At 43.7% G+C, this 17,246-nt stretch carries 16 protein-coding genes; 7 read left to right on the plus strand and 9 right to left on the minus strand.

Annotated elements, in window-relative coordinates; translation table 11 throughout:
* Positions 1-44 precede the first annotated feature (44 nt).
* A complete protein-coding gene (pstS, locus tag NL647_RS07040; protein ID WP_017189574.1) occupies positions 45-1,079 on the minus strand; it encodes a phosphate ABC transporter substrate-binding protein PstS in 1,035 nt (344 codons plus the stop codon).
* 378 nt (positions 1,080-1,457) lie between these two features.
* On the opposite strand from pstS, the gene NL647_RS07045 reads away from it, so the two are divergent.
* Together NL647_RS07045 and NL647_RS07050 are read left to right on the plus strand one after the other, a co-directional pair.
* On the plus strand, positions 1,458-2,852 hold the full coding sequence (locus tag NL647_RS07045) for a sensor histidine kinase (RefSeq protein WP_009697017.1): 1,395 nt from the start codon (positions 1,458-1,460) through the stop codon (positions 2,850-2,852).
* Complete coding sequence (locus NL647_RS07050) at positions 2,849-3,478, plus strand: response regulator (RefSeq protein WP_005452815.1); 630 nt, start codon at positions 2,849-2,851, stop codon at positions 3,476-3,478. The genes NL647_RS07045 and NL647_RS07050 overlap by 4 nt, the downstream gene beginning before the upstream one ends.
* 117 nt (positions 3,479-3,595) lie before the next feature.
* On the opposite strand, the gene NL647_RS07055 is transcribed toward NL647_RS07050, so the two are convergent.
* From NL647_RS07055 to NL647_RS07090, 8 genes are all read right to left on the minus strand, one after another.
* Complete coding sequence (locus NL647_RS07055; RefSeq protein WP_009697016.1) at positions 3,596-4,153, minus strand: sugar O-acetyltransferase; 558 nt, start codon at positions 4,151-4,153, stop codon at positions 3,596-3,598.
* A 121-nt stretch (positions 4,154-4,274) separates the two neighbouring features.
* On the minus strand, positions 4,275-5,615 hold the full coding sequence (locus NL647_RS07060) for an HlyD family type I secretion periplasmic adaptor subunit (protein ID WP_005452819.1): 1,341 nt from the start codon (positions 5,613-5,615) through the stop codon (positions 4,275-4,277).
* Positions 5,590-7,308 carry a type I secretion system permease/ATPase gene (locus NL647_RS07065; RefSeq protein WP_253649894.1) on the minus strand — a complete coding sequence of 573 codons (1,719 nt, stop codon included), beginning with the start codon at positions 7,306-7,308 and terminating at the stop codon, positions 5,590-5,592. Before NL647_RS07065 ends, NL647_RS07060 begins: the two co-directional genes overlap by 26 nt.
* 59 nt (positions 7,309-7,367) lie before the next feature.
* On the minus strand, positions 7,368-7,949 hold the full coding sequence (locus NL647_RS07070) for a calcium-binding protein (RefSeq protein ID WP_005452823.1): 582 nt from the start codon (positions 7,947-7,949) through the stop codon (positions 7,368-7,370).
* Between the two features lie 206 nt (positions 7,950-8,155).
* Positions 8,156-8,812 carry a LuxR C-terminal-related transcriptional regulator gene (locus tag NL647_RS07075; protein WP_017189577.1) on the minus strand — a complete coding sequence of 219 codons (657 nt, stop codon included), beginning with the start codon at positions 8,810-8,812 and terminating at the stop codon, positions 8,156-8,158.
* A 230-nt stretch (positions 8,813-9,042) separates the two neighbouring features.
* The gene (locus NL647_RS07080; RefSeq protein ID WP_005452827.1) at positions 9,043-9,711 is read right to left on the minus strand and encodes a LuxR C-terminal-related transcriptional regulator; all 669 of its coding nucleotides are present in this window, start codon (positions 9,709-9,711) and stop codon (positions 9,043-9,045) included.
* Positions 9,712-9,888: 177 nt separating this feature from the next.
* On the minus strand, positions 9,889-10,089 hold the full coding sequence (locus NL647_RS07085; protein ID WP_005452830.1) for a hypothetical protein: 201 nt from the start codon (positions 10,087-10,089) through the stop codon (positions 9,889-9,891).
* A gap of 58 nt (positions 10,090-10,147) precedes the next feature.
* Positions 10,148-12,064, minus strand: coding sequence for a methyl-accepting chemotaxis protein (locus tag NL647_RS07090; RefSeq protein WP_253649895.1), 1,917 nt, complete (start codon positions 12,062-12,064; stop codon positions 10,148-10,150).
* Between the two features lie 317 nt (positions 12,065-12,381).
* On the opposite strand from NL647_RS07090, the gene NL647_RS07095 reads away from it, so the two are divergent.
* The 5 genes from NL647_RS07095 to NL647_RS07115 form a co-directional block, all read left to right on the plus strand.
* Complete coding sequence (locus NL647_RS07095) at positions 12,382-13,338, plus strand: MoxR family ATPase (protein ID WP_005452840.1); 957 nt, start codon at positions 12,382-12,384, stop codon at positions 13,336-13,338.
* Positions 13,339-13,352: 14 nt separating this feature from the next.
* Positions 13,353-14,279, plus strand: coding sequence for a DUF58 domain-containing protein (locus NL647_RS07100; RefSeq protein WP_005452842.1), 927 nt, complete (start codon positions 13,353-13,355; stop codon positions 14,277-14,279).
* Between the two features lie 40 nt (positions 14,280-14,319).
* On the plus strand, positions 14,320-14,796 hold the full coding sequence (locus tag NL647_RS07105; RefSeq protein ID WP_005452844.1) for a DUF4381 domain-containing protein: 477 nt from the start codon (positions 14,320-14,322) through the stop codon (positions 14,794-14,796).
* Positions 14,789-15,793, plus strand: coding sequence for a VWA domain-containing protein (locus tag NL647_RS07110; RefSeq protein WP_005452846.1), 1,005 nt, complete (start codon positions 14,789-14,791; stop codon positions 15,791-15,793). Before NL647_RS07105 ends, NL647_RS07110 begins: the two co-directional genes overlap by 8 nt.
* On the plus strand, positions 15,786-17,246 hold a 1,461-nt coding region (locus NL647_RS07115), incomplete at its 3' end, for a VWA domain-containing protein (protein ID WP_253649896.1). The genes NL647_RS07110 and NL647_RS07115, both read left to right, overlap by 8 nt.

Genomic DNA, 17,246 nt, shown 5'->3' on the forward strand with positions numbered 1-17,246 from the left:
ATAGTAGCCTGACAAATATATTACTTATCAGGCTACTTGATTAATTATTGAATAATCGTGTGACCGTTAGATTTCAAACCCTCTTTCCAAGTCTCATTAACCATGTTAACGACTTTATTTGGCATTGGGATGTAATCCAACTCTTCTGCAAGTTGACCTTGCTTATAGCTCCATTCAAAGAATTTCACGATTTCTTTCGCTTTGTTCGCATCCGCCTGCTCTTTATGCATAAGAATAAACGTCGCTGCTGTCATTGGCCATGAGTTTGCACCCGGCTGGTCGTTTAACAATAAGTGATAACCCGGAGCATTATCCCAATCAGCATTGGCAGCTGCAGATTGGAAAGTGTCCATGCCTGGGTTTAGAAACTTGCCATCTTTAGATTGCATTTGTGTATAGGCGAGATCATTTTGCTTAGCAAACGCATACTCTACATACCCAATGGCTCCTCGGGTACGGTTAACAAAGTTTGCTACACCGGCATTGCCGTTCCCGCCAATGGTTGTTGCTTTTTTCGGCCATGTAATGTCTTTGCCAACACCAATAGACTGATGCCATTCGGGGCTTACACGGTCGAGGTAGTCCGTAAAATTGTAGGTGGTGCCAGAACCATCTGAACGGTGGACAACATAGATAGGTTGATTAGGTAGGTCGACACCTTTATTGAGTGCGACAATCGCAGGGTCATTCCAGTTTTTGATGTTACCAAGGAAAATGTCTGCGAGAACTTTACCTGTTAGTTTCACCTCTCCAGCATCAATACCAGGAATGTTCACTACAGGAACAATAGCCCCCATCACCATTGGAAACTGAATCATGCCCTCTTTGTTCAGCTCCTCGATAGTCAGTGGCGCGTCAGTCGCACCAAAGTCCACTGTGTTTGCTGTAATCTGGCGAATACCACCACCAGAACCAATAGCTTGGTAGTTAATCTGAACACCCGTTTCCTTCTGGTATTGCTCAGCCCATTTCGCATAAATTGGATGAGGGAATGTCGCACCAGCGCCGTTGATCGTTGTTTTAGCAGCAACGCCAAATGATGCTGCAACCAGAACTGAAGACACTAGAGCTGATTTCATAAATTTCACAATATATCTCCGATATAATTTAGTGAGAAATTTGGGCTAATTAAAAACCAATATTTAATTAGCCCTGTTAGTTTTAGTGTTCAAGTAAAACTAGGTATTGAAGTAAATAAACAGTCAATCGGTACTAATCAATCGACGCGTTGAGATTAAAAATTTAATATGACATTTTTATTAAAGAAATAAGTTAAACAGCTTAGTGTGAATAACAATTATCTCCAGCAAATAATTTATGATAAGAAGAATTCACAAACATCATATGAAATCTATATAGATAGGGACGTTTCTAAGGAAATATGTATGCAATGCAAAATAATAAGATTGCAAATTTTAAATATTGATGAAGGGTAAGGAGTCCTTTAGACTCAAATGATGGATATGTTACTCATCTTCAAAATTTACCTCTTCTATGGCTTAGCTTTCTTCGCCATCTTTTTTGCGATTCTGTTTCGAGATCTACGCAAAAGTCGCATTGCTATTGCTTCTGCTCTGCCCATTCTGGCTTTATTTGGTTTCATCCACGGCTTCCATGAATGGTCCGAACTTTACTTGGTGATGTATGAACACGAATTTACCCTGACTAAAGGCATAGAGACTTTCAAAGTATTTAAGCTCTTGTTCTCATTCATTGCTCTCGGGGCTTTCGCTTGGAAGATGCTAGATCTGACCAGTTGGAAGAAGGTCAAGTACATCAAATACGCCGCGATTGCGGTTCTGACTCTATTTATCGTTAGCTTGGTTTACCGCTTCGGCAACAAAGAATACGCCATTTATGTCCATAACACCGCTAACCAAGTACGCTGGATTTTTGGTTTAGGCTCTGGAGTCATCTCTGGTCTAGCCATGATGAGCTACGCCAATATTCTTGAAAAAGAAGGTCATGGCGCTTCACTGCCTTTTAAGCTGACGGGGCTTTCTCTCGTTGCTTATGGCATTGCCGCAGGCGCGCTGACGGTCGATTTAGGACTTTGGGTGCTGATCGTTAGAATGGTGTGTGCGCTCTCTATCTTGTGCACTCTTTGGATTGCCCTCAGAGTATTTGACGATGAAAAGAACAAGCAGCTTGAAAGTCATATCCAACTCTCTCAACAAGACGCTAAATTAAAAGAACTTGGTGAACTGACCTCAGCGGTTGCACATGAGATTAAAACACCACTCTCCAGCGCAACCATGAGCTGCGATTTATTGGAAAAGCAGCTGCCGGATAACGAAGCAACTCATCGACAACTGGCTAGAATTCGGCAGGGTCTTGAGCGCGCAGCAGAGATCAGCCACGAAGTACTTAACTACGCTCACCATAAGCCAATACGACGTGAGGTGGTTTCGCTCAAAGAGGTTGTTGAACATGCTTTGTCTCTCAATCAATACCGCTTAGAAGGCTTTATTGTCAGTACATCACTAGACGACAAATTGAGTGTGCGAGGCGATGCGGGCCAGTTAGAAGAAGTGGTAACAAACCTCATCGGCAACGCTATCGATGCAAGCCAAGAACATAAACAGATTTATATCGAAACTTATCAAGACAAACTCGTAGCAACACTCTCAATTTCGGATTGGGGAACAGGGATGCCACAAGACAAAATCGCCAAAGCAAAGACGCCGTTCTACACCACAAAACCTCGGGGAGAAGGTACGGGAATGGGACTGGCTATCAGTAATCAAATTATCTTACAACACGGTGGCGAGCTAAACTTGAGGAACTCGAAAAAGAGTGATCAGGTAACAGGCTTAACAGTTGAAATCCGCTTACCAAGGAACATTGAATGACATTAAAACTCTTACTTGCAGAAGACGATGTAGAATTGAGAGAGGTCCTCGTTGAGGCATTAACCTTGGAATCGTTTGAAGTCATCGCATGTGATAATGCAGAGGATGCGTTAGATATTGCTAGCGAGCAACATTTTGACTTAGCGCTATTCGACGTGGTGATGACTGGGATGACAGGTATTGAAGCTCTCTCCACTTTAAGGCGTCAACATCCCAACATTGGTATTATCATCACAACGGCATTTGCTACTGTTGACGTTGCTGTCGACGCCATGAAAAAAGGGGCAGATGAGTTTCTCACTAAGCCTTTTAACCTCGCTGCACTATCGGTCACCTTAAAGCGCGTCCATGCTGAACGCTCACCAAAATCCCCTCTTGATGAAAGAAAGCATGACCAAATCTTTAGTGCATTATCCAATCCAATTCGCCGCTCGGTAATCAAGCAACTTAAAATCCATCGTAAAATGAAGTTTATGGATCTATGTCGAGTGGTGGGTATTGAGGATCACACCAAGTTTAATTTCCACTTAAAACAGTTGGTCAATAGTGGTTTGGTGATCAAGGAAGACGGTCGTATTTATTCACTGACCGAACAAGGTCAACAAGTACATTCCAGTATGCTTTAGACCTCGAGTGTCTATTTGAACTCAGAATGAGAACCCCAAAAAAGCCGACTCAGAGTCGGCTTTTTGTTTATTTGTACTTTTTGTCTACTTGCGCTTTTTAGTTTATTTACTTCGCCTTTACTGCTCAATAGAACGAATTACTTTGCATGGGTTACCAGCGGCTACAACATTCGCTGGGACATCCTTTGTCACGACACTACCCGCCCCAATAACAGAATTCTCACCGATAGTGACACCAGGGCAAACAATCACACCGCCCCCCAGCCATACATTGTCACCAATCGTAATTGGCGTGCCAAATTCAACGCCTTCTTCCACGCGTCCTCTGACATCGAGAGGGTGACCCGCAGTGTAAATTTGCACGTTAGGAGCAAACAAAACATTGTCCCCAATGTGGACTTCCGCGACATCTAACACCACGCAATTGAAGTTGGCATAGAAGTTTTTACCCACTTTAATGTTTGAGCCGTAGTCGCACCGAAATGGCGGTTCAAGGTACGCCCCTTCAGAATCAGGGATCAATTCATCAATCGCACTTCGCCATTCATCCGTATCAGGAATGCTGTTGTTAATCTTTTGCAGAACCTTTCGGCATTCAATTCGCGCTTGGTAGAGCTCTTGGTCCCAAGCATCGTATGGCTCGCCTGCCAGCATTTTTTCTTTTTCTGTTCTCATCGTTCATCTCACCAAAATAAAAGCGCATCAAAGCACATCACAACGTCGCAAAATGTGACTGGCGTAGTGGATTATTTATTTGTGTAAACACTGTGATGAGATTTCAAACAGAAGCTATCCATCAATCTTCTCGGAATGCGCGATTCATACTCTCCGTTAATGGTTTAACCAAATAACTTAGGGGTGTTCTCGGTTCAGACAGAATCAACACTTCTGCATTCATACCAGATGTCAGCCTATGCTTCGCAACATCGTCTTGAGACAGCGCAATACGAGCGAGATAAAAGTCATCTTGATTCTGCTCAGATAATTTATCAGCAGAGACGGTTAATACTGTGCCATCTAGCGGTGCAAGTGTTCTTGCATTTAAAGCCGTTAAACGCACTTGAGCATGTTGCCCTGGACTGATCAAATCAATATCTTGAGGGCTTACTCGAGCTTCCACCAACAACTTATCGTCTTGAGGAACCAATTCCAATAAGGTTTCACCAGAGCCGATAACACCTTGCTCGGTAAATACTTGCATGTTGACCACTCTGCCAGAGATTGGCGCAACAATGGCAGTACGCGCAACAACGTCTTTCGCCGAACGGTACTCCTCACGAATTGAAACGATCTCTTTCTTAGTGTTACGCAACTCTTCTACGATTTCATTGAGCCGTTCAAGTTTTAGCTCTTCAACTTTAGCTTGGTTCTCATCCAAACGCTTGCTGACGGTGAGAGACTGGCGATCAAGCTGACTTAAGGTGCTTCGTACTTCTGCAGCAAGGCGCTTTAGCTGTAATAAAGCTGACTTACCTGAAAACCCTTTCTGTACCAAAGCTTGATTGCTCGCAATTTCCTCTTCGATAAATTTGAGGCGCTCCCTCTCAATTACTTTGGTTTCCTTAAGGTTATCCAATTCCAAACTCGCGCCGGAAACACTCTGCGCAATGATGTTTAACTTGCTGTTAAAAAAGCGTTTTCTTGCCTCAAAAATCTTGTTTTGAACAGACTTTGCTTCGGCAACAATCTCACTGTTCACGAACATTGTTAGATCTTGCGACCAAACAATCTCTGGAAGCTCATCCAACTCTGCATTGAGACGATTTTCTTTTGCGATAGTGTGGATGTACTGACCGCCAACAGAGTCCAGCTTAGCGTTAGCTTGACGCTGCGAGAGCTGAATAAGTAATTGCCCTTTTTCAACCAAGTCGCCTTCTTGAACGTAGAGCTTTTCAATAATGCCCCCCTCTAGATGTTGGATCTCTTGTCGTTTGCTCAATACAGAAAGATCACCATAAGCGATAGCTGCACTCTCAAGCTTAGACGTCGCCGCCCAATAACCAAGCCCACCTAAAAATAGCGATAGTGTAAGTACGCCAAGCAAAATGGGACCTTTTAAACGAAGCTCCGAAGATGGCATAAAGCGCACCACCTTTTCAGCAGCTAATTCGTTAACGGTTGGCAGTTGATTGCTCATTTCGCACCCTCGGTATATCTGTTCTCTCTTCACCCATTAAACGCTTAAGAACTTCATCTCTCGCTCCATACAGCTTCACGCGCCCCTCAGCCAAGTAGAGCAATCGGTCCATTTGCCTTAACGTGCTTGGGCTATGGGCAATCACAATCACGGTAGAACCTTGGGATTTAAGGTGAGCAATCAAGCGTTGGTACGCCGCTTCCCCCTCTCCGTCTAAGTTTGCGTTTGCTTCATCAAATACAACGACCGAAGGGTCACCATAAACGGCTCTGGCTAAAGCAATTCGTTGGCGTTCTCCACCCGATAAACCTCGTCCATTTTCACCGACCATGAAATCATAGCCTTTGTTTTTCTTTAGTATGAGCTCATGACAACCAGCTAGCTGAGCGGCTTGAATCACTTTAGCGGGGTCTTCGTCTTTGAAACGCGCAATATTTTCCCGAATAGTCCCAGGAAACAATTCCACTTCTTGTGCTAAGTAACCGAAATGTGCTCCCCGATCTTCAGAAGCCCATGTAGAGACTTCCATGCCATCTAACGTCACTTTGCCCGCAAGAGGCTTGATATTACCAAGGAGCAATCTAGCAAAGGTCGATTTACCAGTGCCTGAAGGACCAATTACGCCAACAGACACACCGGGAGGGATAGACAGCGTAATGGCAGACAAAACTGGCTCCGTTGCACCAGGATGGCGATAGGCTAAACCTGTCAATTCGAAGTGCCCCTTAGGTCGAGGCAAAGGCATATCAGACTCATCGTGTTTGACAATCTTGTCTATTTCAAACAGACGGCTGTAAGCGTTTTTTGCCGACATTGCACTGCGCCAAGTGCCGATCGCTTGCTCCATCGGTGATAGTGCTCGACTCATTAAAATTGAGCTCGCAATCATCGCGCCTGCAGTGATCTCATGCTGGATTACCAACCATGCGCCACCACCTAACAAACAAATTTGTAATGAGCCTCGAACAAACTTGGAGAAATTAGCAAGGTAGATCGATTTACCCGCCACACGCTGCTCCAACTGGTTGGATTCATTCACTCTAGAATACCAACGCTCTAAAAAGGCGTTCATCATGCCCATCGCAATGATTGAGTTTGAGTTTTGAGTCGCGACTTCTGCTTGATTGATATGAGAAATCGAACGAACTTCACTCTCTTGTAAGGTTTTGCGTGTCACAAGCTCATTAATTAACCCCAAACTAAACAGCACAATAGAGCCACCTAGGGCTATGTGACCCAACATAGGGTGCAGCAGATAAACGAATAAAATGAAAACGGGGGTCCAAGGAGCATCAAGTAAAGGGTATGGCGCTTGGCTACTTAAAAAGCTTTTGATGTTTTGAATGTCTCTCAGCACTTGAGAGGTGTAGCTTTTACCCGTGTGGGCTTGGTATTGAATACTGCGTTTAAGCATAAATACCGACAGTTTTGAATCTATCCAATAACCGAAGGATTTACTCATTTGAGCGCGAGCAATATCGATAAACGACATGGTTAGTAGCGCTGCAAGTACGATAACCGTTAATAAGAAAAGCGTATCAATGGAATAGGAAGAGATTACACGATTGTACACCTGCAACATGTACAAAGGGATTGAAAGTACTAATAAATTTATAAATAAACTAAAGCCAATCAGCAAACCTGTGAGCGTGCACAGTTTCTGTTTAACTTCTTTGAAAACCGTATTTTGCACGATTACATCCACATATGTTGATACGTGGGCGCTAGTAATTTAGCGCCCAATAGAATGACTTAGATAATGAATAAGTCGCTTCCGTATGACTCGATATCTTCTTGCGTGACGCCAATTAGTTTCACAGTTAAGTCTGCACCGTCCGTGAACACTGCGCTGCCGTTCGCATCGTAAGTAAACGTCAGGTCTTCATATGATGTTACTGAATCACTGACGATATGAAGTGAATCTTCACCAATAGTGAAATCAACGACCTTCGCCTCACCATGACCACCAAACTTATCTGTGAAGATAAACTTATCTGCGCCAGTACCACCGATCAGCACATTGTCACCTGAACCAGATAGAAGCGTATCGTCACCGACACCACCGTTAAGCTTGTTGTCACCTAATAGCCCTAGCAATTTGTCATTACCTGTACCTCCGCCCAAGTAATCATTGCCTTCACCAGCCTTCAAAATATCATCTCCGGCACCGCCAATAAGACGATCGTCTCCCGCGCCACCTACGACGTAGTCATTGCCGCCGCCCGCAACAAAGGAGTCATTGCCACCAAATCCAACAAAGATGTCGTTGCCGCCATCAAAGTCAGTTTTATGGTTGTCACCTGAATCACCGTTGTGCGTATGATTTATACTCATTATTGTTCCCTCTTGGCTTTATTTTTGAATAGACCTTTTCACGTCTGGACTACGACTCAATTTCAGACATAAAAAGTCTAATAAATAACCTCAAAGGAGCGAGTTTGAATATGGGATGAGATTTAAAGCTGACTCAATTATCAAAAAAATATTAACTCATACTTTCTTCAATATTCTTTATCCAATACAAAGAGTTACTAGTAGTACTAAAGATTTCTTTTTGCCCAACTTGTTGCTTGGGTTCGATTCTTTACTTCAATTTTTCTAAAAATGTTATAAAGATGAGATTTAATTGTATGTTCACTGATAAATAAAGAATCGGCAATTTCCATATTTGAGCCACCTTCTTTCAAAATCTGTAGCACTTGTATTTCTCGTCGGGTTAACTCCACTTCTATAGCTGGCTCAATAATTCGATTCACTTCCTTATCTTTGTAATAAGTAAGTAACTGTTCTAACAGTCGACGTGATAACCAGTTTTCGCCTTTTATAATTGCCTCTAAGCCCTGACATAACTTGTTCATAGAATCATTGGGACCAAAAATCCCTTTCACGAAAGGCCACGCAGCCAACTCTTCTATTTGAAGCTCATGCCCAAGGTTAAGCATTATTGTTCCTAGTACTTTTTCATTATTTTTTAAATAATCTAAAGTTTCAGAAGGAGTATCTATAGAAAAGTCAACAAGTAGAAAATACTTCTCTGGAATAAGTTCGTGGTAACTAGGATTCTTGTTATCAATAATCGTAATCTTGGTTTCGGTATTCTTAGAAAGCATCTCCTTGAAGTTTTCACTCTGTAAACTTTGCTGAGTGATCATTAGGATTTCAGGCTTATCCTTATTGTTTTCCATAATGTTTCTCATACTTTCACTAACGTATCATTCTAAATTTAATAATTATTAATCAGCACTTGGTCTCATATCTAAGTGCTAGTCGCTAGAGTATGTTTATTTCCTACTTTTTTGAATTGCAATTTCGTTAAAATCATAAACAAAAAAAGTGTTTCTCATAAAAGAAACACTTTTTACATATCAAATATCTATATAAGATCTGACTCGCAAACTAAGGCTAGAAAGGGGAGTCCCTATAAGTTTTATACGGCAATCGATAAACCTGAAATGTTTTCTTTAGCCCAAATTAATGCTTGCACTCTGTTTTTTACATCAATCTTCTTGAAAATATTGTGGAGGTGAGTCTTAACAGTATTTTCGCTCACAAATAGTTGCTCAGCGATCTGTTGATTCGAAGCCCCCATAGAAAGGAAGGTGATGATTTGTTGCTCTCTTTTGGTCAAAATTGCGGACACGCTCTTATTAACTGGTCTGCTATGTCTGCGCAGATGGGTGATGTATTGCTGAGAAAACTTACGGCTAAACCACATGTCACCCTGTAATACTTTGCCAATTCCAGCCTGTAATGTGCTGATATCGTCCGATGTGTAGAAGATACCCGCGAGTGTCTGCCATACAAATAGCTCTTCCGTTGAAATCGATTTGTCACAATTTAACAGAACTTCAATGGCATCTTTTAGCTCTGCTTTTTTAAACTCCATGTAACGAGAGAAGACTTCATCAGTCATAACACTATAATCGAGTAATATAGCGGAGACTGCTTCCAATGGAATTGTGTGCTTGGTGAGCTTTTCAGGGGCTATCAGAAAGACATTAATACCGAGTTTGGTTTCAAGAACATCTCTCAACAATGAAGACTGCAAGCTATCCTCAGTAATTAAAATTACGTTCCTTATATCTTTGTGCTCCATCTCGTTTGCAGTCCTTAATCATTTTGATTGAAATAAGCAATAGATTTAGGTACAGCGGGAGTATTGTCAAGTATGAAAAAAAGTAGTAACAAGGATTAATCTGTTGATTAATAAATAGATTAATAGGGTGAGTTAAATGGCGGGTATTAAAAAAGGGAGTATAAAACTCCCTCTTTATTAGTGAACTGGCACTGAATTTTTCTGATTGAACTTACCAAAGTATTGCTCAAGAACCTCTGGTGTCAGCTTTCCTTCAGCTTCTAGCTTCTTCAGTTCCGCTACGATTTCTTGTTGTTCTTCAAGAGATGGTAGCTTCACTTCAGGCTCGTCACCGGCTTCTTGTGAGATCAGTTCTAGTTCTTTTTCGAAATCATTCATAGTACTTACCTAAATATCGAGTCGTTAAACTTGTAAACTAGGTCTATTCTATCCAACTCTAGAGCTTGAAGCTACCAACCATCTTATCCAAGCGAGATGACAGTTCTTGTAGATCTCGACTTGCGCCAGCCAACTCTTCTGCCGTCGCAGTGGTCATTTCATTGATAGCGTTAATTTCTTCAATGTTCTGGTTGATGGTATGTACAACGGTTGATTGCTCTTCTGTTGCCGTCGCGACTTGCGTATTTCGATCTGAAATATCGGCGATACGCTCAGAGATATTCATCAGAACATCCACGGCTTCATCTGTTGATGCCACACCTTCAAACGTTACCGCTTTACCCGCTTCCATTGCTGTCACAGCATCTTGAGCATCACTTTGAAGTTGGTTAATCATCTTCTGGATCTCTTCAGTAGAATCAGCAGTACGTGACGCAAGATTACGCACTTCATCCGCTACCACAGCAAAGCCTCGACCTTGCTCACCCGCACGCGCAGCTTCGATCGCAGCGTTAAGTGCAAGTAAGTTGGTTTGCTCAGAGATATCACGAATCACATCCAAAATTGAGCCAATGTCTTTGGTCGTTGTCGCAAGTTGAGTGACCACCATGCTTGTGGTTTCCACATCACCAGCAAGGCGACTGATCACTTCTTTTGCTTGCGTTACGACTTGACGGCCTGTTTGGGTGTTATCAGACGCTTGGTTTGCCGTATCTGCCGCTGTTGCCGCATTAGATGCGATCTCACTGATCGTCGCACCCATTTGGTTGATCGCTGTTACTACCTGAATAGTTTGGTCGCGTTGCTCTTGGCTATTATCGTGCGTAGATGTTGCCTTACTTGAAACACTGTCTGCTGCTTGGCTTAGCGCACCACTAGTTAGTGATACTTCTTTCATGGTAGCGTGGATCTTCTCAATAAAGCCGTTAAAGCCTTTTGATAGCTGAGCGATTTCGTCGTTACCTTTGATTTCAATACGCTGAGCAAGATCACCCTCACCTTCACCGAGGTCAGTGAAGCGGTCAGCAATTTGACGAATTGGGTTAGTAATGCTGTTGGCAAGTAGAACACCCATCGCAATGAAGATCAGCGCCACGATTGCTGTTGTGAACAACATTTTCTCTGCGGTTGCATCCAGATCAGCAAACACTTCATTCACAGGAACCACACCAACAACAAACCAGTCCATTGATGGCACGTATAGGCTCGACACAAACATGTCTTGCCCTTCGAACTCAGTCGTAACTAGATTAAAGTGACCTTTATTTAGCAATTGAGATACTGCGCCGCCGAACAATTGATTAATAGATGTTTTGTTCTTACCTTGTTGGCGATGGATTTGGATGTCACCTTTACTATTTGTTAGGAACACATAACCCGTTTTCTCAATTTTAAATCCATTAAGTAGCGATACCATGTCATCCATCGACTTAGACAGACCAGACATCGAAATACCGTTTACGTCTTGGTAGTTGGCAAACATTTTCACGTCGCCATTCGCTTCTTGGAATACGCTAACTGACGTATCTTGACCAGAAGAAGTAAACCCAAAGAACCATGCGTCTTGTGAGTGGTTAAGTTGACGCAGGAAACCATTTTGGTTCCAGTAGTAAGCCGTTTGTCGGTTCGCAACGGAAGCGTCGTTCAACTGATATTGGGATTTAACATTGTTAAGCTGTTGAACAAGTTGTGCTTCTACTGATGGGTTACGGTCTGTCGTTGATAGGGCTTCAACGACAAATTCATTAGTAGCAAGTTGTTTTGCCGCTTGTTGCATCTGTACAACTTCGCGGTCAATTTCAGTATTAATTTGCTGCAACATAGCAGGCAGCTCAATGTCGATTAAGCGGTGACTTAGCACCTCACGTGCATGGCGCTGAGCCATCACACCGACAATAATTGTAGAAGCAAGAACGGCAAAAGTAATACCGATGACAACCTTCTGTTTGATACTCAGGGAGTTAAGTTTCAACATATCTGGACCTTTAAAAGAATCACTTATTATCTGCATTCTGAACAGAGTAAAACTAGGTGCATATAAGCTTGGTATGCACGGCATGAAATCTATATCGACCTCCCCCTACAAAACTAGAGAAAATTCTCACAAAATTATGCAAATGTGATGTAACAGACTGTCGAGTAAGGTAATTCACGCTTTTCAATGGCTTGCAATCACTTTACTCGCCCCAATATTGAAAAGATAAATTACGCGGACGTACTGGAACTTTTCCCCTTGAGAAAGTGACCAATACTCAAAACAAGAATCATATGGATACCCAGAGAGTCCAAAAAATGCACAAAACAAACTTCGAAACTCTTCAAAGCTACTTAGAGTCTCAGATCATTGGTCAGCATGATCTCGTTAAACAGCTTCTTATTGCTCTACTTGCCGATGGGCACATCTTGGTTGAAGGTCCTCCAGGATTGGCTAAGACTCGTGCGGTTAAGTCTCTGTCGGATTGTGTAGAAGGTGATTTCCACCGAATTCAGTTCACACCTGACTTACTGCCAGCAGACTTGACGGGCACCGATATCTTCCGTCCAGAAACAGGCGAGTTTACCTTCCAGTCTGGTCCAATTTTCAACTCATTGATCCTTGCCGATGAGATCAACCGTGCGCCGGCTAAAGTGCAAGCTGCGATGCTTGAAGCAATGGCTGAGAAGCAAGTGACAGCGGGAAGAAACACCTATGCCCTACCAGAGCTATTTTTGGTGATGGCGACACAAAACCCGATTGAACAAGAAGGTACTTACCCACTTCCAGAAGCGCAGCTCGACCGCTTCTTGTTGCACCTTGATGTAGATTACCCAGATGCAGAGCATGAACTGGCGATCTTGCGCATCAACCGTGGGGAGGCAAAAGGTGAAGCAACGGTTGAGCGTCCAAGCTTAAGTCAAGAAGACATCTTCACTGCGCGTAAAGAAGTACTCAATATCCATATGGCAGATGCGATTGAGCAATACATCGTTCGTCTTGTTATGGCAACTCGACAGCCAAGTGACTACGACTCAGAATTAGCGAAATGGTTGTCTATGGGGGTGAGCCCACGCGCGACAATCGCCCTTGACCGTTGTGCTCGCGCTCATGCATGGCTAGCAGGTCGTGACTTCGTCTCACCAGAAGATGTTCAAGCCATGGCCTACCCTGTGCTACGCCACCGTCTTCTACTTAGCTACCACGCTCAAGCAGAAGGCATTACAGCGAATCAGGTTATCGACAAACTTCTTAGCCTTGTAGGTAGCGCATAACGTAGGTAGGTGACATGTCTGCATCATATACATTGCCACCTCATGCGAATGGGGTGACATTGACCCTAGAAGAGCTGCTTCAATATCGCACTCAATCGGTTCGTTGGTTGCCACCAGCCCAGAGTATTTGGTCACAAATGAGCGGTAATCATACCAGCCGTCAAAAAGGTCGTGGTATGGACTTTATGGAAGTGCGCCAATACCAAGCGGGTGATGATATCCGCAGCATCGATTGGCGAGTTACTGCTCGAACGGGAAAAGCGCACACCAAGTTGTTTGCTGAAGACAAAGAACAAGCGGTGATTTTGTACATCGACTTGAGTCCTAGTATGCACTTCGGATCGCAATACGTGTTGAAATCGGTTCAACTGGCGCACTTCGCTAGCGTCTTGATTTGGCTAACATTAGCCAAGAAAGACCGCATTGGCGCGGTGATTGATGATGGTTCCCAGTGCATTGAGTTCCGCCCTTCCTCTTTACAAAAGCAAGGGCTGAGAATTCTTGACGCGATAGTGAATACTCACAATCAATTACTTACAAATCAACAAGCTGCCAGCACACGCACGTTGCCATACATGAGTGCAATTGAAACGCTGCACAACCTCACTCCGAAAGGCAGTGAACTGATTCTGCTGAGTGATTTTGCTCAAGTTGAAGAGAAAGAGTTGGTTCAACTACGCCGGTTAAAACAACACAACAGTGTTCGTGCAGTGCAGTTTTATGATCCTCTAGAGCGAGGCGAAACTGACTTTAGAGGACAAGCAAAAGCGTCTGATGGACACCGTAGTCAATGGTTTAACTTCGGCTCAAAGGGACAACGTAAGGAATTAGAGTCTCACTTTGTCAAACATCAGCAAGCAATCAAACAACAATGTCATTCCATGGCAATTCCGTTTAATAGCCTATCGAGCGGGTTACCGCTGGTTCAGCAATTAAGCTAATAACAGCAACAACATACAAATCATTCAAGCAGTAGTAATAATGACAACGAATAACCAAAGCCTAAACCTTGAACCTTTGATCCTACCTAATGCACCTGATTGGTTCCCACTAGCTTGGGGATGGTGGGCTGTTTTGGGCGGTGTAATTCTTTCCATCTTAATTGTCGCATTGTACTTAAGGTGGCGTTCAAAGCGTCTTGTTGCAAAGAAGACCGCATTGAAACTGTTAACCAACCCAATAACACCACATACGCCTTCTTCTGCATTAGAGGTTCTTCGTCAAGCAGCTTTGAGTTACTTCCCTCGTGAAGACATCGCGCCATTAACAGGCTCTGCTTGGTACGAGTTTCTTGATAGTTACACCAAAGAAACTCGATTCGTCGACAAACAACAACAGTGGCAAGCGGCGCTGTATCAAAAATCTGGTCAAGAGCAACATCAGGATTTGATTGATGATTGCACTTTCTGGATTTCGACCGCATTGCCACCAAAGAAAAAGGCAAAAACTCGTGACTGAGGCAACTCTCGTTTCGAGCCTTTCTCAGTGGATGAACATTGAGTTTGTCTGGTGGTGGGCACTGCTATTACTGCCCCTACCTTGGATAATTTTTAAGTTCTTCCCTGAAGAGACTCAGCAAGCTGAAATTAAACTGGCGTATTTGCCAGATAATCAGCACAACAGTAAACCAAAGCAACTGGTACAAAAAGCCCTGTCTGTTGGAGTATGGGCTCTATTGGTCATCGCCTGTGCTCGCCCCGTTTGGTATGGCGATCCGGTCGACTTCCAACCCAAGTACCGCGATATGATGTTAGTGGTCGACTTATCTGGCTCAATGCAGAAAGAAGACATGAACTACAATGGCGAATACATCGACCGCCTAACCGCAGTCAAAAAAGTCTTATCCGACTTCGTAGCAAAGCGCCAAGGTGATCGTTTAGGTGTGGTTTTATTCGGTGACCACGCTTATCTGCAAACGCCTTTGACCGCAGATCGCAAAACCGTGATGCAACAAATCAACCAAACCGTAATTGGTTTGGTGGGCAATAGCACCGCGATTGGTGATGGTATCGGTCTAGGAACAAAAACCTTTGTCGATAGTGATGCGCCACAACGTGTCATGATCTTGCTTAGTGACGGGAGCAACACATCGGGAGTTCTCGATCCTATCGAAGCGGCTAAGATTGCCAAAAAATACAATGCCACTATTTACACCGTTGGCGTAGGTGCTGGCGAAATGATGGTGAAAGACTTCTTCATGACGCGCAAAGTAAATACGGCTTCAGATCTTGATGAGCAGACACTTACAAAGATCGCAGAAATGACAGGTGGTCAGTACTTCCGAGCGCGTGATGCTAAAGAACTTGAAAAGATCTACGACACCATTAACCAACTAGAACCAGTCTCTAGTGAAACCCAAACCTGGCGTCCTCAGTCGGAATGGTTCCCTTATCCACTAGGCGCAGCACTTGCACTTTCCGTGTTCTTGTTTGTAGTAAGGAGAAAACATGGCTGAGTTTACTTTCTTACACCCATATTGGTTGCTAGGCTTGCTCGTCGTTCCTGTCGCGCTTGCCCTTAATAGTCAGTACAGAACGAAAAAGTCATCATTAATTGCTCCTCATTTAGCAAAGATGCTTGGTCATTCAGTCAAAACCAAACATTACTTTGCAGTATGGGGAGTGGCTTGGGCAGTAGCATGTATCGCCTTGGCAGGTCCTAGTTGGCAAACCAACACTCGCCCAAGCTTTGAGTTGAGCCAAAATCGAGTGCTAGTTCTGGACATGTCACGCTCTATGTACGCAACGGACGTGAAGCCAAATCGACTGTCACAAACGCGCTATAAGGCACTGGATTTACTGCCGAAATGGAAAGAAGGCTCCACTGGTTTGGTCGCCTACGCTGGTGACGCTTATACACTTAGTCCACTCACGACAGACTCCAGCACACTTGCAGGTATTATCGAAAACTTGTCTCCTGAGTTAATGCCCTACCAAGGCTCTAACTTACCATCAGCAATTGAAACAGCAGTGAACCAGTTCACTCAAGCAGGCGTGAGTCAAGGTGATATCGTTCTATTAGCGGACGACTTAGATGACACTGAGCTTTCTCGCTCATTGGCATTGCTTAACGGCAAAAACATCCGTGTGTCAGTACTCGCTATCGGCACAGCAACAGGTGCGCCTATTGCCTTGCCTGACGGTTCATTAATGAAGAACCGACAAGGTAATACTGTGCTAGCCAAAACAAACCTAAAAAACTTGCAAAAGCTAGCAAAGGAAACCGGCGGACTGTTTGTGCCAATTCAGCACAATAACCGTGATGTTGAGAACATCGCAGCCTTTACCAACAACGCTAGCCACAGCCTAGGTGCGAAACAAAGTGACGATGTCAAAACCGATTCTCGCTTGAATGGTGGTTTCTGGTTGCTACCTTTGTTGCTTTTTCCTGCCGCTCTGCTCTTTCGACGCGGCATGATTTGGGTACTCATCGCAACAGTATTGCCAATGACTTGGACGCCGAAAGCAGAAGCTAATGCCTTCCTAAACCAAAATCAGAAAGGTGAGCAACTCTACCAGCAAGGTGAGTTTGAGAAAGCGCAAAGTACCTTTACCGATCCAAATTGGAAAGGCGCGGCAAGTTATCAAGCGGGCGACTATGAAAGCGCTATTGAAGCATTCTCAAATAACCCAAGTTTGAATGGACGTTATAACCTTGCGAACGCACTAGCCCAAAACGGGCAATTGGAAGATGCAGAAAAACTCTACGAACAGTTAATCAAAGAAAAACCTGACTTTGATGCTGCGAAAAAGAACCTGTCGGTTGTAGAGGAGAAACTGAAACAGCAACAGCAACAGCAACAGCAACAGCAACAGCAACAGCAACAGCAACAGCAACAGCAACAGCAACAGCAACAGCAACAGCAACAGCAACAGCAACAGCAACAGCAACAGCAACAGCAACAGCAC

The sequence above is a fragment of the Vibrio sp. Y29_XK_CS5 genome, from assembly GCF_024181835.1.
Lineage (GTDB): Bacteria > Pseudomonadota > Gammaproteobacteria > Enterobacterales > Vibrionaceae > Vibrio > Vibrio harveyi.